Annotated in this window: 11 protein-coding genes and 2 riboswitches; of the genes, 6 read left to right on the plus strand and 5 right to left on the minus strand. The window is 73.7% G+C overall.

The features are described 5' to 3' along the window. Positions 1–74: 74 nt before the first annotated feature. Entirely contained in the window at positions 75–2,147 is a 2,073-nt protein-coding gene (locus tag A7B18_RS15140; RefSeq protein ID WP_102127529.1) for a zinc metalloprotease, read from the minus strand. 183 nt (positions 2,148–2,330) lie between these two features. Beyond that, positions 2,331–2,437: riboswitch (SAM riboswitch) on the plus strand. A gap of 193 nt (positions 2,438–2,630) precedes the next feature. On the opposite strand from A7B18_RS15140, the gene A7B18_RS15145 reads away from it, so the two are divergent. The 3 genes from A7B18_RS15145 (at position 2,631) to A7B18_RS15155 (ending at position 6,527) form a co-directional block, all read left to right on the plus strand. Next, on the plus strand, positions 2,631–3,635 hold the full coding sequence (locus A7B18_RS15145) for an alpha/beta fold hydrolase (RefSeq protein WP_102127530.1): 1,005 nt from the start codon (positions 2,631–2,633) through the stop codon (positions 3,633–3,635). Between the two features lie 179 nt (positions 3,636–3,814). Next, positions 3,815–5,086: a glycosyltransferase family 2 protein gene (locus A7B18_RS15150; RefSeq protein ID WP_102127531.1), complete on the plus strand. Its 1,272-nt coding sequence runs from the start codon at positions 3,815–3,817 to the stop codon at positions 5,084–5,086. 112 nt (positions 5,087–5,198) lie between these two features. After that, a complete protein-coding gene (locus tag A7B18_RS15155; RefSeq protein ID WP_102127532.1) occupies positions 5,199–6,527 on the plus strand; it encodes a glycosyltransferase family 2 protein in 1,329 nt (442 codons plus the stop codon). A gap of 59 nt (positions 6,528–6,586) precedes the next feature. Here the strand turns inward: A7B18_RS15155 and A7B18_RS15160 are convergent, their stop codons facing one another. The 3 genes from A7B18_RS15160 to A7B18_RS15170 form a co-directional block, all read right to left on the minus strand. Further along, positions 6,587–7,441: a bifunctional 5,10-methylenetetrahydrofolate dehydrogenase/5,10-methenyltetrahydrofolate cyclohydrolase gene (locus A7B18_RS15160; RefSeq protein ID WP_102127533.1), complete on the minus strand. Its 855-nt coding sequence runs from the start codon at positions 7,439–7,441 to the stop codon at positions 6,587–6,589. Between the two features lie 11 nt (positions 7,442–7,452). Beyond that, positions 7,453–9,012 carry a bifunctional phosphoribosylaminoimidazolecarboxamide formyltransferase/IMP cyclohydrolase gene (gene purH / locus A7B18_RS15165; protein ID WP_102127534.1) on the minus strand — a complete coding sequence of 520 codons (1,560 nt, stop codon included), beginning with the start codon at positions 9,010–9,012 and terminating at the stop codon, positions 7,453–7,455. 56 nt (positions 9,013–9,068) lie between these two features. After that, positions 9,069–9,156: riboswitch (ZMP/ZTP riboswitch) on the minus strand. Between the two features lie 58 nt (positions 9,157–9,214). Beyond that, entirely contained in the window at positions 9,215–9,763 is a 549-nt protein-coding gene (locus A7B18_RS15170; RefSeq protein WP_102127535.1) for a hypothetical protein, read from the minus strand. Positions 9,764–9,866: 103 nt separating this feature from the next. On the opposite strand from A7B18_RS15170, the gene A7B18_RS15175 reads away from it, so the two are divergent. Continuing rightward, the gene (locus tag A7B18_RS15175; RefSeq protein WP_102127536.1) at positions 9,867–10,763 is read left to right on the plus strand and encodes an FRG domain-containing protein; all 897 of its coding nucleotides are present in this window, start codon (positions 9,867–9,869) and stop codon (positions 10,761–10,763) included. Positions 10,764–10,786: 23 nt separating this feature from the next. Further along, positions 10,787–11,500 carry a hypothetical protein gene (locus A7B18_RS15180; RefSeq protein ID WP_102127537.1) on the plus strand — a complete coding sequence of 238 codons (714 nt, stop codon included), beginning with the start codon at positions 10,787–10,789 and terminating at the stop codon, positions 11,498–11,500. Positions 11,501–11,510: 10 nt separating this feature from the next. Here the strand turns inward: A7B18_RS15180 and A7B18_RS15185 are convergent, their stop codons facing one another. After that, positions 11,511–11,774: an acylphosphatase gene (locus A7B18_RS15185; RefSeq protein ID WP_102127538.1), complete on the minus strand. Its 264-nt coding sequence runs from the start codon at positions 11,772–11,774 to the stop codon at positions 11,511–11,513. A gap of 185 nt (positions 11,775–11,959) precedes the next feature. Between A7B18_RS15185 and A7B18_RS15190 the strand changes: the two genes are divergently transcribed. Next, positions 11,960–21,748, plus strand: a complete 9,789-nt coding sequence (locus A7B18_RS15190) for a translocation/assembly module TamB domain-containing protein (RefSeq protein ID WP_245872909.1) — start codon at positions 11,960–11,962, stop codon at positions 21,746–21,748. Positions 21,749–21,780: the final 32 nt, after the last annotated feature.

Raw genomic sequence — 21,780 nt, forward strand, 5'->3', positions numbered from 1 at the left:
GTGATGAACGGCTGACAACCCGGAGGGGGACGGGGCGCTTCTCTCCGCCGTCCCCCTCCGGTTGTTCGGGAGCCTCAGGGAGAGAGGCGCTTGAGGCGCTGCTCCTTCGTCTCCTCGGGGAAGATCACGGCGCCGGGCTGCGGCAGGAACGTCTTGCTCTTGCGCGGTTTCTTGCCCTGCGCCGAGAGGCCGTTCAGGTTCTCGTACCAGCGGTAGGGCTGCACGTCCACCCCCGCCGAGAGGGCGGCGTTGAGCACCGAGCGGTAACTTCCGTGGGCGAGCTGGGCCGCCTCGAAGTACGACATCGCGTCGTAGCGGGCCTTGGCCTGCACGAAGCCCGCGTCGGCGCTCTGGGCGGCGCCTCGCACCTCGTTCACCTTCCCGGCGCGGCGGGCGAGTTCGAGGATCGCGTTGGTATTGTTGAGGTAGGCGCTCGTGAGGTAGCGGTACTGGGCGTCGAGGTTGAACTGCCCGAAGGTGACGGCGAGGCTGTTGTAGGTCATCACCGTCTGGCTCTGGTCGCCGGTCCAGGCGTAGTAGAAGGGACCGTCCGGGCCGTAGGAGATGTCCTGTTCGCTGTCGTAGCCGTCGTGGGGGTGCGAGAGGCTGAGGTGGTGGCCGACCTCGTGGACGGTGGTGTCTGTCAGCCCGAACCCGGCGGCGATGGAGCCCGGCGAGAGGAACGAGTACACGAAGCTCTGGGTGCCCGTCTGGTTGTCGTCGATGGCGATACCGAGCAGCCCCGACTCCTCGTCCTCGGCGGCGTTGAAGGCGTAGATCGGCAGCAGGTACTTGCTGGCGGGCACCGACTGGTACTCGCTCCGCAGCTCGTTCACGCCGAACTGGAAGAGCCGCTCGAAGAAAGGGTCCTGGTACTCGGGCGCGCAGAGGTCTTCCTCCTCCAGCACGAAGACGCACTTGTAGGCCTGGGCGAGCTCCCCGCTCAGGGGCCGCTGCCGCACCGTGTTCGAGAAGCGCGTGAAGGGTTGCAGGGCGGACACGCGTTCCTGGGTGAGCGGAACATTGAAGACCTGGCCGGGATCGGCGGCCCCGGCGCCCTGCTCGAGGTGCACGTCGAGGTCGATTTCCTCGGGCTGGCGCGGCGGCGTGAGGGCCACCCGGTAGATCGGGCTGGGCGTGAAGAGCAGGTTGAGCGCGATGTACCGCGTCACGCGGGCGAGGTCGGGGCCCACCTTGCGCGCGTACCCGATGCTCGCCTTGCGGGTACCGTACTCCCAGATGGGCGGCATCCGGTAGTCCTCCACCCCGTCGTCGTTGAGATCGCGGTTGGTCACGTTGTAGGCGTCGCTCCAGGGGTCGGGGTTCGCCGAGAGGTCGTAAAACCACCCCCGCTGCGCCGGAGCGCTTTCCCGCACGCTGCCCCCCCAGCCGATCAGGCGGCGGCTGCCGCGCTTGCCGAACTGCCCCGCCTCGTCCAGCGGCCCGATGTCGGTGTCGATGGCGTCCGCCCGGGTGTACGAGTGGAACCGGAAGTCGGGGCGGTCGTACCAGTTCACCAGGAAGATGGTGTACTCGCCCGGGTTCACGCCGAGGCGACCCGCGTTGTCGGCCAGCCAGTTCTCGGTGAGGTTGCCGTCGATCTCCAGGTTGCCCGTGATCTCCCGGCTGATGTTCGCGGCGGGGGTGGGGCACACGAAGCCGTCCGTCAGGGTGTCCGGGTCCGCGGGCTCGACGCGGGTGACCTCGGTGCTCTGGCAGTTGTACTGGGCCTGCTGGCTCGTCAGGGACTGCTCGGTGCCCTCCCGCCTCAGGAAGGAAAAGAAGCTGTCCTCGAACGCCTGGTCCGCGAAGACGTAGTTATACGCGTAGTCGAAGGCGTTCCCGGTGCGCTCGGTCGTGCTGTAGGCGCTGGGGATGCGGGCGATGGTGTCGTACGTCTTCGGCAGGAGTTCGGCGAAGTCGGCGGGATTCACGTCCCGCGAGCCGGGAACGCTGCCGGGCCGGGTCTGGCGGTAGCCCACGAAGACCACGTTCACCTTGAGGGTGGTCCGCAGGGTGTCCTGCTGCCCGGGCTTGAGGGCCGAGAGGCGCCCGAAGTCGGTCTGGGTGCCGGGCGTGCCCCCTCCCCCGCAGGCGGCGAGCAGCGAAAGGCTGAGCAGGGATACGGCGGCGATGCGTAGGGGCATGGGGCCTCCCATAGGGGTACGCGCCTGGGGCGCTTTGAACGTCCGGCGACGAGACGATGGCGTGACAAGGTGGACCTTACACCTTTCGCGGGGCAAGAGCCAAGAGACGGGGCCCCCGCCGGGCCGACCTTGACCCCTCCGCGCGGCCCCTGCTACCCTGGGCGGCAGCTCCCGCGTGGAGCGACCCTATCCAGAGCGCCCGAGAGACCTGGCTCGCTGATGGCGCGGCAACCGGACCCCATCGCGTCACGGTGCCAAGGCCAGCCCGCCCCCGGCGTCAACGATGACGCGAGGGGCAGGACCGATCAGGGAAGGTCACGCGGAGACACACGCCCCGCCCCTTCTCCTCCCCGAGAGGGGGCGTCTCGCCTTGGCCCGGCGGCCCCCACCCTCACAGCCCCGGCCCCGAGGAGGCCCGCCGCGTATGTGTCACCTTGTCCAGCCCACCCTTGCGCCGTCACGCACCCCCGCCCGGAGCGGCGCGTGACGGCCCTGACACACCCCCCGCTTCCCGCCTGGCCCCCCACGCCTGCCGAGCCCACCTCCGAGGGGCGGACGGCGCTCCTCTTCCGCCGGGAGCCGCTGCTCCTGGACTGCGGGCGGCCCGTGAATGACGTCCGGGTGGCGTATCACACCTACGGGCCGCCGGGGGAACACGCGGTGCTCGTGCTGCACGCGCTGACGGGCACGAGCGCCGTACACGAGTGGTGGCCGGACTTCCTGGGTGAGGGCCGCCCGCTCGACCCAGAGCGCGACTACGTGATCTGCGCGAACGTGCTGGGGGGCTGCGCGGGGAGCAGCGGGCCCGGGGAACTGGGCGGCGGGGCGGACGTGCCCCTCAGCCTGCGGGACCTGGCGCGGGCGGGGCGGGCGCTGCTCGAGCACCTCGGGGTGCGGCGGGTGACCGTGGTGGGCGCGAGCATGGGCGGGATGCTCGCCTACGCGTGGCTGCTGGAGTGCCCCGACCTCGTGGACCGGGCGGTGATCGTCGGGGCCCCCGCACGGCACTCGCCGTGGGCGGTCGGGCTGAACTCCGCGGCGAGGAGCGCGATCCGGGCCGCCCCCGGCGGGGAGGGGCTGGGGGTCGCGCGCCAGATTGCGATGCTGAGCTACCGCAGCCCGCAGAGCCTCGCCCTCACCCAGGCGGGCGAGAGCCCGCGCCGCCCCGGCACGCCCGCGATCACGACCTACCTGGAGCACCACGGCGAGAAGCTGTGCGCCCGCTTCTGCGAGCGGACCTACGTCGCCCTGACGGAGGCGATGGACCGCTTCCAACCGGTGGATGCGGAGCTGCGGGCCATCCGCGCCCCGGTCCTCGTCGTGGGCATCTCCAGCGACGTGCTCTACCCGCCCGCCGAGGTGCGGGGGTATGTGGACCTCCTCCCGAACGGCGAGTACTGGGAGCTGGACAGCCCCCACGGCCACGACGCCTTCCTGATGGACCCGGGCGAACTGCCGGAGCGGGTTCGGAACTTCATCGCGGGCTGACTCCCCGGAGGAACGGCAGGCACGGGGCGCTCATCTCCCCCGCTCCCCGCCGTCCGCGTTCCCGAGAGGCGGACGCCCGGGCGGGAACGCGCTGCCGTGCAGCCTGAACAGACTTTCTAGCGTAGACCGGAGTGGTTTAACATGCCTCCACCCAACAAGGGGGGGTTGACACACCGACTATGGAGACTGTCTTTCGGCTGATCGAAGGGCTCGGGATGTTCCTGATGGCCCTGTACCTCATCTATTCCCTGTGCGTGCTGCTGGTCCGCCGCCGGACCTCATCACCGCCCGAGCGGCCCCTGCGCTTCACCTTCCTGATTCCGGCCCTGAACGAGGCGGCGGTGATCGGGGCGACCGTGCAGAATCTGCGCGCGGTGGCCCCGGACGCCCGGGTGGTCGTGATCGACGACGCGAGCGAGGACCACACGGCGGCGGAGGTGGAATCGCTCGCCCGGCAGGACCCGGCGGTGACCCTGCTCCGGCGCCGCCTCCCCCACGCCCGCAGCGGCAAGGGGGAGGCGCTCAACTGGGGGGTGACCCAGCTCCTGCGCCTCGGCCTGCTGCCCGGGGCACCGCTGACCGAGCAGGTGCTCGTGATCTTCGACGCCGACGGGCGGCTCGACGAGGGGCTCTTGCCCGAGGCGCGGCGGGCCTTCGCCGATGGGCACGTGATCGCCGCGCAGGCGCGCATCCGGGTGCGGCAGGGCGGCGTGACGGCCCCCGGCTGGCGCGGGGGGCTGGGCCGGTTGCTGCTGCGCCAGCAGGACCTGGAGTTCTACGTGGTGCGCCACATCCAGCTTCTGCGCGAGCGGGTGCACACCGTCGGGCTGGGGGGCAACGGGCAGTTCATGCGGGTGTCGTATCTGGCCGGGAGGCTGGAGGAGGGACAGGCCCCGTGGCCGCCCGTCTTGCTCGAGGACTTCGCCAGCGGGCTGGAGGTGCGGCTGACGAACCCGCGCCACCGCCTCGTCTTCCTGGAGTCGGGGGTGAGCCAGCAGGGGCTGACGGACGTCCGCCGGTTCCTGCGGCAGCGGGCGCGCTGGACGCACGGCAACCTCCAGTGCTCGCCCGCGCTCGCCCGCATCTGGCGCACGCCCATGCCGCTGGGCGCGCGGCTCGACCTCACCTACTTCCTGGCCCAGCCGTGGCTCAGCCTCCTGACCCTGGCGCTGCTGCTGTACTACCCGGCGCGCACCGTCGACCACCTCGTCAGCGGCACCGTGAACTGGCCGCTCACCGTGCAGCTCATGGCCCTGAACCTGAGTGTCCCTTTGCTGTGGGTGCGCCTCTACAGCCGCGAGAACCGCCTCAGCCCCCGTCAGGCCGCCTTCGCCGCGCTGGGGATGCCGGTCTACCTCCTGATCATGACGTGCAGCGTGCCGCTGGCCTTTCGCAACTTCTGGCGCGGGCAGCACGGCTGGGTGAAGACGGCCCGGCACGCGGAGGCCTGAGCGCGAGAGCAGGAACAGGGGCGAGACTGTGGCCTGCGGTGGTTGCGTTCCCCGGGCCCGTGTGCATAGTGGGGAAGTTGTGCGCGCCGCGAGGCCCGCGCCGGGGTGAATCTTGACGAACTTTCTCTCTGTTGTGGACGTGACCGGGCTGATCCTCTTCCTGCTCTACGTCGTCCATCAGGTCGCCAGCGCGCTCCAGCCGCGCCCCAAACCGCCCACCGCCAGCTCGGGCGCCCACCTGACCTTCCTGATTCCGGCCCTGAACGAGGCCCCCGTCATCGGGGCGACCCTGGAAAACCTGCGCGCGGTGGTTCCGGACGCCCGGGTGGTCGTGATCGACGACGCCTCCGACGACGGCACCGACCGGATCGTGGCCCGCTTCGCCGCGCAGGACCCGGGCGTGACCCTGCTGCGGCGCGAGTTCCCGGAGGCCCGGCAGAACAAGGGCCGCGCGATGAACTGGGCGGTCGCCCGGCTGCTCGCCGCTCCCCCCCTGGCCGGGAGCGACCTGAGCCGCGAGGTCTTCGTGGTCCTCGACGCGGACGGGCGGGTCGGGCCCGATTTCGCCCCCCAGGTGCGGGGGGCTTTTGCCGACCCCTGCGTGATGGCGGCGCAGGGCTGGATGCGTTTTCGTCAGACCGGGGCCCCCGCCGGTCGCCGCGGGCTGTGGGCGCGGATGCTGCTTTTCCAGCAGGACCTGGAGAGCTTCATCGTGGGGCACGTCCAGCGGCTGCGCGCCCTGGGGGGCACGGCGTCCCTGACGGGCAACGGGCAGTGTATGCGGGCCAGTTACGTGGCCGGGCAGCTCGCGCGCGGGGTGGACCCCTGGCCGGACGTGCTGCTCGAAGACTTCGCCAGCGCGGTCGAGGTGCGGCTGCACGACCCCTCGCACCGCATCGCCCTCCTGACCGCGCACGTGGGGCAGCAGGGGCTGGTGGCGCTGGGGCCCTTCGTGCGGCAGCGCACCCGCTGGACCCAGGGGGCGATGCAGTGCCTGACGTACCTGCCGAGGCTGTGGCGGAACCCGGCCTCCCTCCTCACCCGGCTCGACTTCTCGTACTTCATCCTCGTGCCGTGGCTCAACGTGCTGCTGCTGCTGAGCATCCTCAGCCAGCCGCTGCGGCGGGCCTTCGGGTGGCACGGCCTGAACCTTCCGGCCTGGCTCGGGGTAGTTCTGACGCTCGCGCCCCTCTCCCTGCAACTGAACTGGGCGCTGCGGTACCGGGCCGAGCGGCGGCTTTCCTGGTGGGCGGTTCCCTACACCCTGGCGAGCCTGCCGATCTACAGCGCCGCCCTCTTCCTGAGTATGCCGCTCGCGTACTACAACCACTTCACCGGGCGCCGCGTCTGGTACAAGAGCGTGCGCCACGACGACCGCGCGCCGGTCCAGCCCTCCACCGCGAAGGGTGAGGAGACGGGCAACCTGGCCTCCGGCGACTGAGGAACCTAGGGGAGGAGGGGACGCCACCCGGACAGGGTGTCCCCCCTGCCTTTTCGCCCCTACTCCACGGGTTCGCCGCGCCCGAGCCGCACCGCCCGCACGAGGTTCTGGTACATCAGCGCGCTCGTGAGGGGGCCGACGCCGCCGGGCACGGGCGTCTGGGCACGCACGGGAAGATCCGGCAGGGCGTCGCCCACCACCCCCTCCGGAGTGACGTTGATGCCCGCGTCGATGACGACGTGATGGGTTCGGACGTGTTCGGGGCGCAGCAGGCCCGCGTGCCCCACGGCGACGACCACCGCGTCCTGCGGGGCGAGCACGCCGGGGAGGTCGCGGGTGTGCTCGTTGCAGACGGTGACGGTCACGCCCCGGTTGTTCAGCATGGAGGCGAGGGGCCGCCCGACGGTCCGCCCGGGGCCGATCAGGGCGACGCGCAGGCCGCGCAGATCTTCGCCCAGCGCCTGCCGCAGCAGGAAGCGCACGCTGCGCGGGGTGGGGGGCAGCAGCGCCTCGCTTTCCCGCCCCGCCGCGACGAGGGCGAGGTTGGCGGGGGTCAGGCCCTCCACGTCCTTGCGGGGGGCGAGGTGGAGCAGGGCGGCGTCGGGGTCGAGGCCGGGGGCGAGGGGCAGTTCCAGGACGATGCCGTGGACCGCGGGGTCGGCGGAGAGATCACGCAGGGCCGCGTGCAGCTCGTCCTGCGTCGCCTCCGGCCCGAGGTCGAGCGCTGTGAAGCGCACGCCCAGCCGCTCCGCCTGCCGCGCCTTGCTCTCCACATACACGCGCGAGGCCGGGTCGTCCGAGGCGAGCACGCTGACGAGCCCCGGTTGGAAGTCCCACTGTGCCAGGGCCCCCTTCACGCCGCGCGTCACCCCGTCGGCGAGGGGCTTGCCGAGGAGGGGCCGGGGGTCGGTCATGCGCCCACCCCTCAGTGCCGGAAGTGCCGCGAGCCGGTGAAGACCATGCTCACGCCGAGGTCGTTCGCGGCGGCGATGACCTCGGGGTCGCGCTTGGCCCCGCCCGGTTGCAGCACGGCGGTCACGCCCACGCCCGCCGCCAGCCGCACCACGTCGCCGAAGGGGAAAAACGCCTCGGAGGCGAGCACCGCCCCGCGCGCCCGCTCCCCCGCGTTCGCCACCGCCCGCTCGGCGGCCCAGATGCGGCTGACCGCCCCGGCGCCGAGGCCGACGGTCACCCCGTCCCGGGCCAGCACGACCGCGTTGCTGCGCGCGTGCTTGACCACCGCCCAGGCGAAGCGCAGGTCGAGCCATTCCCCTTCGCTGGGCTCGCGGGTGGTGACCACCTCCGGGCAGAGGTCGTCCCAGGGCCGGGTGTCGCGCCGCTGCACGGCGAAGCCCCCGGCGAGGGGCCGCACGTCGAGCGTGCCGGGATTCGCGTCCGGCGCGGCGACGAGCACCCGCAGGTCGGGCTTTTTCGCGGCGAACCACTCCACGGCTTCCGGGGTGACCTCGGGGGCGATCAGCACCTCGAGGAAGGTGCCCCGCATCGCCCGGGCCGCCGCGAGGTCCACTGGGCGGCTCACGGCCACCACGCCGCCGAAGACGCTGAGGGTGTCGGCGTCGCGCGCCCGCTCCCAGGCCGCCTGCACGCTGTCCGCCAGCGCCACGCCGCAGGGGTTGGCGTGCTTGACGGCGACGCACACGGCGCGGGTTCCGGCGGGCCCCCCTCGAACTGGCCCCGTCTCCTGCGCCGCAAGTTCCCGCGCGAGGGTCCAGGCCGCATCGGCGTCCGCGTAGTTGTTGAAGCTCATCGGCTTTCCGGCCACCACGCGGGCGTCGAGGACCGGGCCGCGCTCCCCGCCGAACCGGTACACCGCCCCCGGCTGGTGGGGGTTCTCGCCGTAGCGCACCTGCGCGGCGCGGGACAGGTCGAGGGTGAGGTGCTCGGGTAACGTCTCCTCCTTCCCCTCCACCCCCTCCAGATAGGCGCTGATCGCCGCGTCGTACTCGCTGGTGTGGCGGTACGCCTTGGCGGCGAGGCGGCGGCGGTCCTCGGGTGAAACCTCGTCCTGCAACGCCAGCCCGTAGTCGGCGGGATCAACGAGGACGAGCACCCCGGCGTGGTTTTTCGCCGCCGCGCGGATCATCGCCGGGCCGCCGACGTCGATGTTCTCGACGGCCTCCTGGGGAGCGGCCCCGCGCGCCACCGTCTCGCGGAAGGGGTAGAGGTTCACGCACACGAGGTCGATGGTCGCGATGCCGTGGGCGACGAGTTCGTCGAGGTGCCCCTCCTCCCGCCGGGCGAGGATGCCGCCGTGAATAATCGGGTGCAGCGTCTTGACCCGACCGTCCAGAATCTCGGGGAAGCCCGTCACGTCGCTCACCGCCGTCGCGGGGACATTCGCCGCGCGCAGGGTGGCGAGGGTGCCGCCCGTGCTCAGCACCTCCCAGCCGCGCGCCGTGAGTGCCCGCGCAAAACTCTCCACGCCCGTCTTGTCGCTCACCGAGATCAGGGCCCGTCTCGCCATGTCCTGCCTCCGCACCTGGAAAAGGAAGGTGGACGCCCGCCGCCCGATACGGCGGTGCGTCCGACCCAGGCGCGCGATCACTCGTGATGCGGGAAGGCTTCCCCGTGGTGTGCCCCACGTTCAGCGCCAGTCGCCTCCCCGCCGCAGGGTCAAGCATACACGCCGACCACGCGCGCGGGGGGGCTCCTCGTTCAGGCGGGCGTCAGAGGGAGGAGCCCGGGCCTCCCGGACCCACGTTCGCCTGAGTCTCGGGGCCCCTGCCGTCCATCCCGAGCACGCTCCGCAGTTCGCCGAGCGCCGTCCGCTCCCCCTCGCTGACCTGCTCGCCGCCGATGCCGAGGAAGCCGCCCTCCTTGGCCGCCTCCGCCGTGCGCTGGGCCACGGTCCACAGCAGGCGGCGGTAGGCGGCGGCGTCCTCGGGACTGGCCTTGCTGCTCACGAGCCACACGACCTGGCGCACCCCCTCGATACTGCGGGCGCGGGCTTCCTCCATGTTGCGGGCGCGCTCCTCCTGGGGCTGGCCGCGGGGGTCGGGCGGGGTGCCCATCAGGTCGGCGGCCATCGCCTCCAGCAGCGGCGTGCGCCCGGCGCCGCTGACCTCCTCGCGGATCGCCCCGGCGATGGCCTGCGCCTCCGCCACCAGGCCGGTCACGCCGCTGGGGCTCGCCGCGACGACCGCCGCCCCCGCGCGGCCCGGCCCGGTCATGACCTTGAACCACTCGTCCGGGGTGAAGTTGTCCTTGACGCTCATGGGGCCACCTTAAGCCCCGAGGGGCAAGCGCGGCCTTGCGGGAGCCTTTAGCGGGGGCGATAGCCGACGGTTGCGGGGCCGGGGGCGCCCCTATGGTGGGGCCATGCACGACATCCGCGTCCGTTCGTGGCTGGAGCTGTACGACGTGCTGCACTCGGAGGCCTGGAACCCAAGCCTACGGCGCTTTCGCTCGCCCTTCGTCTTTCGGGGACAGGCGCTGGACGCCAAGCTGACGACCACCCTGCAACGGCTGGAGGGCGAGACGCGCGACATCGAGCGCCACCTCATCCGCAACTTCCGCAAGTACGCCTACCGCTCAGGGGTAGACCGCGACCTCTCGTGGTACTGGCTCGCCCTCGGGCAGCACCACGGCCTGCCCACCCGGCTGCTCGACTGGACCTCCTCGCCGATGGTGGCCCTGCACTTCGCCACCGCCGAGGAGGAGCTGTACGGCCAAGACGGGGTGATCTGGATGGTCAACTTCGTGGAGACGAACCGGGAGTTGCCCCTGCCCCTGCGGCGGCTCCTCGACCGCGAAGGCGGGCAGGTCTTCACGGTGGACATGCTCGCCTCGTACTCGCGGCGCCACCAGCAGGCCGAGCAGGGCCCCGTGACGACCTTCGACATGGGCTGGCTCGAAGACCTCGAACAGGAGGCCGAGCAGCCCTTCCTGCTCTTCTTGGAGCCCCCCTCCCTCGACGAGCGCATCGTGCAGCAGTCGGCCCTCTTCGCGCTGCTCTCCAACCCCGACACGGCGCTCGACGACTGGCTCGTGGAGCACCCTGCCACCTACCGCAAGGTCATCATCCCCGCCGAGCTGAAGTGGGAGGTCCGCGACAAGCTCGACCAGTCGAACATCAACGAGCGCACCCTCTTCCCCGACCTCGGGGGCCTGAGCCGCTCGCTGCGGCGCTACTACCGCCTGCGCAAGGACGCGCCCGCCGTGCCCTACAGCGACCTCTCGGGCCGCCCCGAGCAGGACACCCCGGTCCAGCGGTAGGCCGGCGGTAGGAGGGTGCCGGGGTGGGGCGACTCGACGATCTGGTGGCGCTGGTGTGCGGCGGGGACGATCACCCGCTCGCCCCGGCCCTGCGCGGGTGGGCTGAGACTTCGCGCCCGTGGCTCGCCTTCGCCGAGGCGCACGCGGCCAAAATCCGCAAGAGGGCGCGGCTGGCCTCCTCGGTGGGCGAGCTTCACGACCTGATCGCCGAACTCGCCGTCGCGGCCCTGTTCGCGCGCGACCGCCGCTTTTCCGTGGTGTACGAGCCCCACCGCGCGTCCGGGGGGCGGGGCCCGGACCTCGGGGTCACCTTCCGGACGCACACCCTCTTCCACGTCGAGGTGGCCCGGCTGCGGCCCTCCGGCGGGGACGACCGGACGGCCCTGCGGCTGGCGCGCGTGGTGGGGGACAAGATCGGGCAGCTTCCCCCCGGCGCGGCGAACCTGCTCGCCGTCGCCCTGCCGCCGGACACGGCGGGGGACGACCTCATCCCGGCGGCGCTGCGGATGCTGGGTCGCCCGACCGGGCTGGGGGCGGACCCGGCCTCAGCGGGCGTGCCCCCCGAGGACGCGCGGGCCTACGCGCGGGGACGTTCTCGGCTGAGCGCCGCCCTGCTCTGTTCGCTGACCCCGACCGGGCGGCCCGTGGAGGTGAGGCTGTGGCTCAACCCGCAGGTGCGGCACCCGCTTCACCCCGAGGTCGCCCGCTTCCTCGTTCAGGCACCGGCCCAGGGGTGAGTCTCGCTGATCAGTAGGTGTAGAAGTCCCTCAGGCCGGTCGCCTCGCTGTACTGGGTCTGCACCTCGCGCACGCGGGCGTGGGGCGGGCCGCGGCGCAGCCAGTGAAGCAGGCGTTCGAGGTCGGCGGGGGGCCCCTCGGCGACGACCTCGACCCTGCCGTCGAGGAGGTTCTCGGCGCTCCCGCAAAGCCCCAGGTCGCGGGCGTGGCGCTGGACGTAGCGGCGGTAGCCGACGCCCTGGACAGTTCCGGTGACGAGAGCGGTCAGACGCATGGGGGGTATGGTACGGGGCCAGCGGGGGGGAGAGGGTGCGTTTCTGACCGTCCGGTGAGGTTTTTACCGGGAGGCTCACCCGGGGGGGGGTAAACTGCGGGGATGCCCGTCCGCGCCGCCCTCTTCCCCCTTCATGTTTGCCCGCACCCATCAGCCGCCCGCACCCCCCGGGCGGCGGGGCACCCGTGACGGACACCCCGACCCCCGAGCGGAGTGCGCCCGCCCCCGCCCCACGTCGGCGGGCCAGGCGGCGCTGGCCGTGGGTGCTGCTCGCGCTCGCCGCGCTGGTGGGGCTCGCCGCGTGGCTCTCTCCCCGGCTGCTCGGTCAGTGGGCGCTGGAGCAACTGTCGGGCGACACGACCCAGGTGACTGCCGGAGGCTTGGGCGGACCCCTGTGGGCCCCCAGCCTGCGTGACGTGACCGTGCGGCTGCCGGGCCTGAACGGGGTTGCGGGTCAGGCGGACGTGGGCGTGGCGGGCGTGGACCTCAGGAACAAGACGGTGCGGCTGAACGTGGCCGTCTCGGACGCAACCGTGAACCTGCGGCTGAAAGACCTCCTCTCGGGCCAGGGGGGCGGCCAGCAGGAGGAAGGCGGAGGCGGCTGGAAGGTCGTCCTGGGCGGCCTCGACGTGCAGCGCTCGCGGGTGAACGTGGACGGCTCGGGCGTGAATATCCCCGACGGCTCCTTCCGGGTGCAGCCCGGCGCGAACGGGGCGCTCGCCGTGCGCGGGCGGACGGACGAGGGCGAGCTCAACGCCGACGTGCGGGTGCGCGAGGGAAGGGCGGGCAACCTGTTCGACCTCGAACTCGACGCGGACGCGCGGGTCATCAACCACTACTGGCCGGGGGTGACGGGCGGGCGCATCACCGGGCGCTACCTGCTCGGGGACGGCCCGGTGCGCGGCGACCTGCGGCTTTCGGACGGCAGCATCCGGGTCCCGCAGGCGCGGTTCGTCACGGTGCGGAACATCGGCGGGACGGCCACGCACCGGGGAGACAAGATCGCCCTCGAACTCGCGGGCGTGGGCTGGGACGGCCCGATCACCGCGCGCGGCGCGGTGGACACGGCGGCGAAGAACTGGACGGTGACGGCGCAGGGCTCGCCGACCGTCGAGGGGCTCGCGCAGGCCCTGGGCACCACCGGGCGCGGCAACCTGGAGCTGAGCGTCACCGCGGGCGGCTGGAGCACCGTGCGGGTGAAGGCGTACGGCAAGGGCGCGGGCGTCCTCGCGGGGGTCCCCTTCCGCGACCTGAAGGCCGAATACACCTACCTCAACCGCGACGCCTCCACGGGCCCAAACAGGATCGGGCAGACGAACGACCTCGCCCTCAGCGCGCGGACGACGCTCGCGGGCGAGCAGACCCTCACCGGGCGCTGGGCCTTCGGGCGGGAGGGGCGGGCGCGATGGGCGGGGACGTTCGCCGGAAGGCCCCTCGACGTGACGGGGAACATCGACGCGCGGAACCTCCTCACCCTGTCGGGGCGGGGGCTGGGCGGCCCCCCCGCGGGCACCTTCAGCCTGGGCACGCAGGCCATCGAGGCGACCCTCAACCCGGACTACGGGGCGGCGCGGGCGCGGGTGGCGCTGAGCGGCAGGCCCTCCGACCTGCGGGCGACCGTGACGAACGGGGTGGCCGGACCCTTCCCCCTCGCCGGGACCGCGCGCCTGAACCGCGACGGGTTGAAGGCCGACCTCGGGAGCGTCGTGCTCGACCTCGACCGCAACTTCCGGGGCGCGTGGACGGCGCGGGACCTGCGGGGCGCGGGGGTCACCCTCGGCGGGTCGGGGACCCTCGACCTGACGGGCGGAGACGTGGTGGGCACGCTCGCCGCCAACGTGCCGGGCGTGGAAGGCACCCTGCGCGGGCCGCTGAGCGTCAACTACCTGCGGCGGCAGGGCACCTACGCACCGGGCGCACAGCGGCTGACGTGGCGGGGGGGCGCCTTCACCCTGAACGCGCGTGACCTGCCCGTCCTCGGCGGCGTGCGGGTGAACGGCGCGGCGACCGTGACGACCGACCTGCGGGCAACGGGGACGCTGACGGCCAGCGGCAACGGCTTCGACCTGACCGCCACCGGGCGCGGCGACTCGGCGAGCCTGCGGGGGACGGCGGGCGGGGTGACGGTGCTCGCCGACACGGGGCTGCGGGCGGGCTTCCCGACGACCGCGCGGGTGCAGGGCGCCGACATCCAGGGCACGCTCAGCGTGCAAGGCGGCGTGCGCTTCACCCTCACGACCGCCGGGGAGACGGCGCGCGGGGTGCTGGGCGGCCAGAACTGGAACGCGACCGGGCGGGTGAACCTCGCCGCGCTGCGGCCCCTGGTGGGCGTGGACGATCTGGGGGGCACCCTCGACCTCGCGCTCGCGGGGCAGGGCGGCACGGCTCGGGTGAATGCCACGGCGGCGGGCGCGGCGGTGCGCGGGACGCTGACGCGGGCGGGTGGTCCCGTGAACGCCGACCTGCGGGTGACCTACGCGGACGCGGTGGCGAACCTCGCCGGGCGCGTCTTCCCGAACGTGCAGGCGGGCGGCACCGCCTCCTGGCAGGGGCAGACGTTGAACGCCTCGCTCTCGGGCGAGTACGGCAACCTGCGGGCGCGGCTGACGGGCCGCACGGGTCCCCTCTCCTTCTCGGGCGTGACGATTCCCGGCCAGCCCATCGATGTCGCGGGCACCCTCACCCCGAGCCTCACGGCGAGCGGCACCTGGGGCGACCTGCGGGCGCGGTACGACGCGCGGACGGGCCTGCTGAGCGTGGATGGGAGACAAGCCCTCACCGCCTTCGGGCAGGCGGGGCAGGTGCGGGGGAGCGCGACCTGGGGGCCGGGCTTCCGGGGCAGCGTGAACGCGAGCGGCGTCCTCGACCAGTACACCGTGGCCCTGCGCGGCCCCTGGAGCAACCTGAACGTCCGTCTTACCGACGCCGAAGGTCTCCAGGCCACGGGCACGGCGGCGCTCCCCGAAGGAAGATACGACCTGAACGTGCGCGGTCCGGTCGCGGGCCTTTTCGTGGACGGGCGGGTCACGGGCACGGGCACCGAGCCGCGCGGCACCGTGAACGTCTTCGACGGGGCGGGCGGCTCGGCGCGGGTGACCCTGCGGGGCTTTTCCGACTTCGACGTGCAGTCGGGCGGCCTGACGCTGGCCGGACAACGGCTCAACGGCACCCTCACCGCGCGGGACGGCGTGCTCTCCGGGGACCTCAGCGCCGGTCCGCTGCGGCTGAACGCGCGGAACGGGCGGGTGGACGCGAGCGGAGAGATCGCGGGCCACACCGTCACCGCGCGGGGACGGCTGACGCTGCCCGCCACCCTGGAGGACCTGCGGGTGCGCGTGAGCGGCCCCTACGTCACCGCCGACGCGACGGGCGGCGTGGCGAACCTGCGGGGCTCGCTGCGGCTGAACGCGCAGAGCTTCGGTTCGGGGCAGGCGCGCGTGACTGTACCCGCCCAGGTCTTCCCCCTCACCGCCTCGCTGACCGGCGCGCGGGCGAACGTGGGCGGCCTGACGTACCTCGGCGGGAACTGGGGCGGCGGCGTGAACGTCCGTTACGCGCTGGGCGGGCGGGCGGGGACGGTGCGTCTCGTCGGGAGTGGGGCGGGCCTCGCCGCCGTGCCCTCGGGTCCAGTCGCCGGACGGGTAACGCTGCTCCCGGAGTTGGGGGGCACACTGACGACGAGCCTCTCCCCCGCCCTCGCCTCCTTGCCCGCCGAGGTGCGCCGGGAGATCGTGCCGGGGCAACTGGTGGCGACACTCAGCCCGAATGGCGCGACCCTGACCACGCGCGGCACCCGCTACCTGGGCGAGCCCCTGAGCCTGAACGCGCGCGTCGGCTGGCGGAACGGCGTGACCGCCGCCGGCACGCTGACCCACCCCGGCACGCGCATCCCCGTGCGCTACGACGGGCGGAATTTGACGGTGGACGGCGCCCTCCTCGACGCGCGGGCATTGCGGCCCCTCGTGCAGGCGACGGGCACCGTGACGGCGGACCTGCGGGTGCCGAATCTCGACTTCAGCCGGGCGAACGGGCGGGCGCGGGTGAACCTCGCGGCGTCCGGGCAGCGGGCCATCGGAACCGTCACGCTCTCGGGCGGGCAACTCGGCGCCGACCTGACGAGCAATCTGGCCGGGCTGAGCGTGCGGGTGCGCGGTCCCCTCTACCCGCAGGCGAACGCGGCGCTCGCGGTGGACGGCGTGCGGGGCACCCTGAGCGGGAACGCCGCCGAGACGCTGACCCTGCGCGCCGCCGGAACGTATCGGGGCCGCGCCCTAGACCTGACCGCCAGCGGGCGGACGCTGACCGGGCCGAGCGCGGCGGCCACCCTGAATGCGATTGTCAGTGGGACGAGCGTCAACCTCAGCCTGAGCCGGGCGGGCGCCGACTGGCGGGTGCAGGGCGCCTTCACCGCCCCCGACCTGCGGGCGCTGGCGGGCACGGACGGGAACGTGAGCGGCACCGTCACGGGCAACCTCGCCAACCTGCGGGTGAACGCGGACGGGGAGGTCGCGGGCGTGGCCTTCCGAGCCCCCGCCACCTACACGGGCGGCGTGCTGCGGCTGAGGGGGGCGACGGCGACCCTGCCGGGCACCCTGGGGACCGTGCGCGCGAGCGGACCCGTCTTCCCTACCCTGAACCTCAGCGCGAGGGCGACCCTGCGGGACTCTCTGCCGGGCACCTACACCGTGCAGGCGAGCGGCGCCCTCTCCAAGCCCGACGTGCGGGCGCAGGGCACCCTGGTCAGCGGGGCGAGCGGCCTCCAGGCGGGCGGGTCGGCCCTCACCGCGCGGCTGCTGGGCCGGGACTGGAAGATGACCTTCACGGGCGAGCCGCTGGCGGGCACCCTGCGCGGGCAGCTCGGGGCGAACGCGCTGGGCGGCTTGCAGGACGGGCGGTTGAACGTCCACACCTCCTTCCTCTCCGGCGACACGCGCGTCCGGCTCGACGGGGTGACGGGCTGGAACGCCCGCCGCGGCTGGCTGGGCGACCTGCGGGCGAGCGGGAACGTCCCCGGCGGGGCGCTCGACGCGCGGCTGACGGGCGCGGGCACGCTCGCGCTCGCGGGCGGCATCGGCCCGGCGCGGGTGACGGGCACGTTCCCGGCGAGCCTCCCCTTCCGTCCGGGCGGCACGCTCGACCTCGCCGCGCTGGACGCGGGGGCACTGTGGGGCCGCGCGGGTCAGCTCCGGGTGACCGGGCGGGCGACCCTGGCCGGGCCGAGCTGGACGGCCTTCCAGGCGACCTTCGCGGGCCGCTTGCAGGACACCCTCGGCGACCTGAGCGGCGACCTGGGGGCGAGTTACGCCGCCGGGAACATCAGCCTGCGCCTCGCGGGGGCGCGGCTGGCGGGCGGCGCCACCCTGACGAACGGGCGCTACAACGCCACCCTGCGCGCCGACACCGTACGGCTCGCCCGGCTGCTGCCCCCCGCGTGGGACGTGGACTCCCTGACGCTGGCGGGCACCGTGCGCGCCTCCGGCACGCTGGCGGGCGGCCCCGAGCGGGTGGAGGCCCGCACCCTCGCGCTCAAGGGCGAGCAGGAGACGGTGGGACCTTTCAGCCTGTACGGGAGCGCCACCTACTCGCGGCAGCCGGGCCAGCCCGACGTGCTGGAGACGGCCCTCTCCGGCAGCCTGCGCGGCGGCGTGCTGCGGGCGGACGGCTCCCTCCCGGCGGGCGTGCGGGTCACGGCGCGGGACGTGAACGCCCGGGCGTTCGGGGCAGGGGTCGTCGGCGGGAACCTGACGCTGACCGGGCCGGTGCGAGACGCGCTCGTCGCGGGGAGCGTCACGGCCCTTGCCGACGACTTCGACGCCCGGGTGGCGCTCTCGGGACCGCTGCGGGAGGCGAGCGCGAACGCCCGCGTCACGTTGAAGGGGCAGGACCGGGACGGCATCGTGTACGCCGACCTCACCGACCTCGACCTCGCCGCGGGCAGCGCGCAGGGGCGCGTGTACGGCACGGCGCGGCAGGGAGGAACCACCGTCCGCCTCGACCTGGGCGGCGCGTGGCCGCGTCTGACGGGTGAGGCGACCGCTACGGTCCCCGGCCTGCCCGACCCGGTGACCCTGACGGGCGACGGGCAGGGCGGGTACACAGTCGGGGCCGGGCGTCTCGGCGCGGGCCGTCTCACCCTGACCCCCGGGCAGGGCTTCGTGCCCGCGCTCGCCGGAATCCTGCGGCTGACTCCCCTCGCCCTCGTGAACGGCACGGGCACGGCGACGGCGGACGTGACGCTGGCGGGCACGCTCGCCGCGCCGCGTCTTGGGGCGACCCTGACCACCCGGGACGCCCAGGTCTCCGGCGTGCGGCTCGCGGACACGACCGGGACGTTCGCGGGCACCCCGAGCGGGCTGCGCGGCACCCTCGCCCAGGCGGGGGTCACCGTCGCCACGCTGGAGGGGCGGACGCTGACCCTCAACGGCCTCGCGGCGGGCGCGGCGGGGGCGACCCTGCGCGCGAGCGGGACGGCGGGGCTGGACGGCACCGCGAACCTCACCGTGAGTGCCAGCGGCGCGTTGGACGGCAACGTTCAGGCCACGTACCGGGACGGGGCGCTCATGGCGGTGGGGACCGTGGGGGCTCAGGGCCTGCGCGCGGCCCTCGACCTGAACGCGAGCCAGCGGCTGGGCTGGCGCGGCACGGCCCGGGTGACGGGCGGCCCCGGGGGCGTGCTCACCGACCCGGCCACGCTGAGGGTGAGCGGCCCCTTCGGGCGGCCCCTCGTCACGGGCGAGGCGGGGCTCCTCGGGGCGGGCGCGCGGCTGGTGGCGAACGCGGCGGTCGTGCAACTCCGGCTCGTGGACGGCCCCGGCGCCACCGCGAGCGGCGTGCTGGAACTTCGCCCGGACGAGCGCGGCGAGTGGAGGTGGCTGGGCACGGCCTCCCTGACCCGTCCCGAACTCAGCCTGAACGTGACGCCGACCGGGCCGCTCGCCGATCCGCGCCTGACCCTCGACGTGCGCCGGGGCGAGTGGCGCGCGTCGGGCACGGCGGGGCTGCGCGCGGCCACCCTGGGCGTGACGGACGGGCAGAAGTCGGGCACCCTCACTTGGCAAGACGGCACCGTGCGGGCGAACCTCCCCGGCCTCGACCTCGCCCGCCTCGCCATTCCCCGGGTGAGCGGCCTGCTGACCGCCAGCGGCGCGGTGAGCACGGACACCCAGGACGGCAGTCTCACCCTGCGCGCGGCGGGCGTGAAGACCGACCTCACCGTGCCCTACCTGGGGGTGGCGCTCGACGGCGACATCGCGGCGGACGTGACGCTGACGGGCGGCAAACCGCGCGTGCGGGCGACCGCGACCCTTCCAGCGGGCGTGGTGAATCTCAGTGCCACCCAGGCGGCGGCGGGCTGGACGGGCAACCTGACGGGCACGGTCGCGCGGGACGGGGGCACCCTCACCGCGAACGTCACGGCGGGGACGGCGGGCCTGAACGGGGGCGTCACCGCTGCCCGCTACCCCCTCCAGGCCCTCGGGCAGGACGTGCGGCTGGAGGGGCGCGTCACGCTGGGCGGGCAGACCTTCGGGGCCGACCTCACCGCCGGGAACGACATGGGCGAGGCCCGGGTGAGCGCGCAGGGCGGCCTGGCGGACCTCCTGCCCACCCTGGAGGGCGTGGTCGCCGTGCGGCCCACCGGGGAGGGCTACCGGGTGCGGGCGGTCCTCGACGGGGTGGACGTGGCGGGCCTGAGGATCGCCCCCGGCCTCTCGGGCCGCGTGAACGGCGAGGCCACCCTGCAAGACGGCGGCGGCACAGTGGTGCTGAGCAGCCCGGCCCTCCAGATCGCGCAAAAAGCGCTTGGGGCGCGCGTCGAGGGCACGCTCAGCGGCGGCGACTGGCGCATCCGCGGCTTCCTGGGCGAGACCGACTTCTTCGCCTCGCTGACGAACGGGGTCCTCTCGGGCCGGGCGACCCTGCAAGCCCTCCCGCTCGGGGCGGTCGCCGGGGCCTTCGCGGGCACTCCCGTGGGCGAGGGCGTGGTGACGGGCGTGGCCCGCTTCCAGGTGCCCCTCGCCGATCCGCTGGCGGGCAACGCGACCGTCGTCGCCGAGCGCATCCGGGTGACGGCCACGAGCGGCATGGGCGAAGGCGCGGTGACAGAGACGCTGACGGGCACCGGGACGCTCGACTACGCCGCGCGCGAGCTGCGGAACGTGAACATCCAGCTCGGCGGGGCGGGCACCTGGGACGTGCGGGGCGGGTACACGCGCTCTCGGGTGGACCTGTCCGCCCAGTTCCGGGACACGACCTTCACCCCGGTCCTGCGGCTGATCCCCGGGCTGGCCGACCTCACCCCCAGCCTCAAGGGCAGCCTGACCCTCTCGGCGGCGGGGACCTACGACCGCCCGCGCGGGCTGCTGCGCGCACAGAACCTCGTGGGCTCGCTGGCGGGCTTGAGCCTCCAGATTCCCACCCTCGCGGGCGACCTCCCCGACTCCGGCGCCTTCACGGCGGGCGGACGGGTGCTCACGGGCGGCACGGTGGGCAGCGACGGCTCCCTGGACGTGCGCGGACAGCTCACGCTGGGCAGGCTCTCGGGCACGCGGGCGACCTTCACCGGCCTGCTCGCCCCGCAGGCGCTGGGGCCGCTCCCGAATACGACCGTCACCGTGACGCAGACGACCGAGACACGCTGGACGGTGGACGCCCGCAGCCGCAGCGCCGCGACTGCGACGAACCCGGCGGGGGTGCTGAACGTCACGGGGGCCCTCACGCCGAGGCTCGACCTCGCCCTCACCGCCCGCAACTACGACCTGCCGCTGGCGCTGATCTACGCGCGAGACAGCCTCCTGAACGCCGACCTGCGCCTCGTGGACGACGGCTCGCTCGTGCGGGTGAGCGGGGCGGCGAACTTCCTGCGCCTGACGCTCGGGCGCCCGGACACGGCGACGACGATCCCGGCTCCCGGGCAGAGCACGAGCGGGGGCACAGCCCCCGGCACCAACGGGCGGACGACCGACAACTTCCCCAGCCCGCTGCCCGAGCAGTACCAGACCTTCCCGCAGCCGCAGCAGGAGGAAGCCCAGACCCCCGAGCGGCGCCCGGCCCGGCCCTTCCTGGAGCGGCTGGTCTTCGAGGACATCCCGATCCGCGCGCCCAACGGCATCCGGGTGGACGAGGCGCTCGCGCGGGCGGAGTTCACGGGCAACCTCGTCGTCTCGGGCACGGGAGCAAGGCCCCGGCTGCGCGGCGACATCCTGGCCCAGCGCGGCACCCTCTTCCTGCGGGAGAACGAGTTCGCCCTGCGGACCGGGCGGGTGACCTTCCCTGGCGAAGGCGTGTACCCCAGCTTCAACGTGGTCGCGGCGGGCACGGTGCGGTCGAATACCTCGGGGCAGCAGGTGCCCGTCACGCTGAACGTGGGGGGCAGCTTCCGCACCCTGCAAAACGGCGAGAGCGTCCTCGACCTCCAGACCAACCTGAACTGCACGGCGCCCGGCAACGCCTGCGTGGACCCCGTGACGGGCAACCCCTACACGGAAGCGCAGCTCTACGCCCTCGTCGCCACCGGGGTGCCCAACCTGGAGGCGCTGCCGGGCAACCTCGCCGCCCTGGGCACCTCGGCCCTGCAAACGGCCCTGAACGTCTTCGTCCTCGGTGAGATCGAGCGCAACGTGGCCCGAGCCCTCGGCCTCGACGTGTTCCGCCTCACGCCGAACCTCTCGGTGGACGACGGCACGCTGGGCGCGACCCTCACCCTGGGCTCGTACCTCACGCGCGACCTGTACCTCCAGTATCAGGTAGACCTGAGCGGTCAGGGCCTGCTCGACGCCACCTACAGCACGCCGGACGGACGGGTGACCTTCAAGGTCAGCACGCCGCTGAGCGGCCTGAGCCTGGAGTCGGTGCGCCCCAGCTTCAGCGCCGCCTACAACCTGGGCCGCCGCGCCAGCGTGAGCCTCGGCGTGCAGAACGACGAGGACAGCACGAAGCTCCGGTTCGGGGTGACGTACCGGCTGTTTGCGAGGTAGGGGGGGGAGCGGTCAGCTCTTAGCCGTCAGCG

The sequence above is a fragment of the Deinococcus planocerae genome (assembly GCF_002869765.1).
In the GTDB taxonomy this organism is placed as follows: domain Bacteria; phylum Deinococcota; class Deinococci; order Deinococcales; family Deinococcaceae; genus Deinococcus; species Deinococcus planocerae.

What these genes read in the sequence shown, in the direction of transcription:
- A7B18_RS15140 (WP_102127529.1), bottom strand. Translation starts at nt 2,147, where the DNA reads ATGCCCCTACGCATCGCCGCCGTATCCCTGCTCAGCCTTTCGCTGCTC.
- A7B18_RS15150 (WP_102127531.1), top strand. Translation starts at nt 3,815, where the DNA reads ATGGAGACTGTCTTTCGGCTGATCGAAGGGCTCGGGATGTTCCTGATG.
- A7B18_RS15160 (WP_102127533.1), bottom strand. Translation starts at nt 7,441, where the DNA reads ATGACCGACCCCCGGCCCCTCCTCGGCAAGCCCCTCGCCGACGGGGTG.
- purH (WP_102127534.1), bottom strand. Translation starts at nt 9,012, where the DNA reads ATGGCGAGACGGGCCCTGATCTCGGTGAGCGACAAGACGGGCGTGGAG.
- A7B18_RS15170 (WP_102127535.1), bottom strand. Translation starts at nt 9,763, where the DNA reads ATGAGCGTCAAGGACAACTTCACCCCGGACGAGTGGTTCAAGGTCATG.
- A7B18_RS15175 (WP_102127536.1), top strand. Translation starts at nt 9,867, where the DNA reads ATGCACGACATCCGCGTCCGTTCGTGGCTGGAGCTGTACGACGTGCTG.
- A7B18_RS15185 (WP_102127538.1), bottom strand. Translation starts at nt 11,774, where the DNA reads ATGCGTCTGACCGCTCTCGTCACCGGAACTGTCCAGGGCGTCGGCTAC.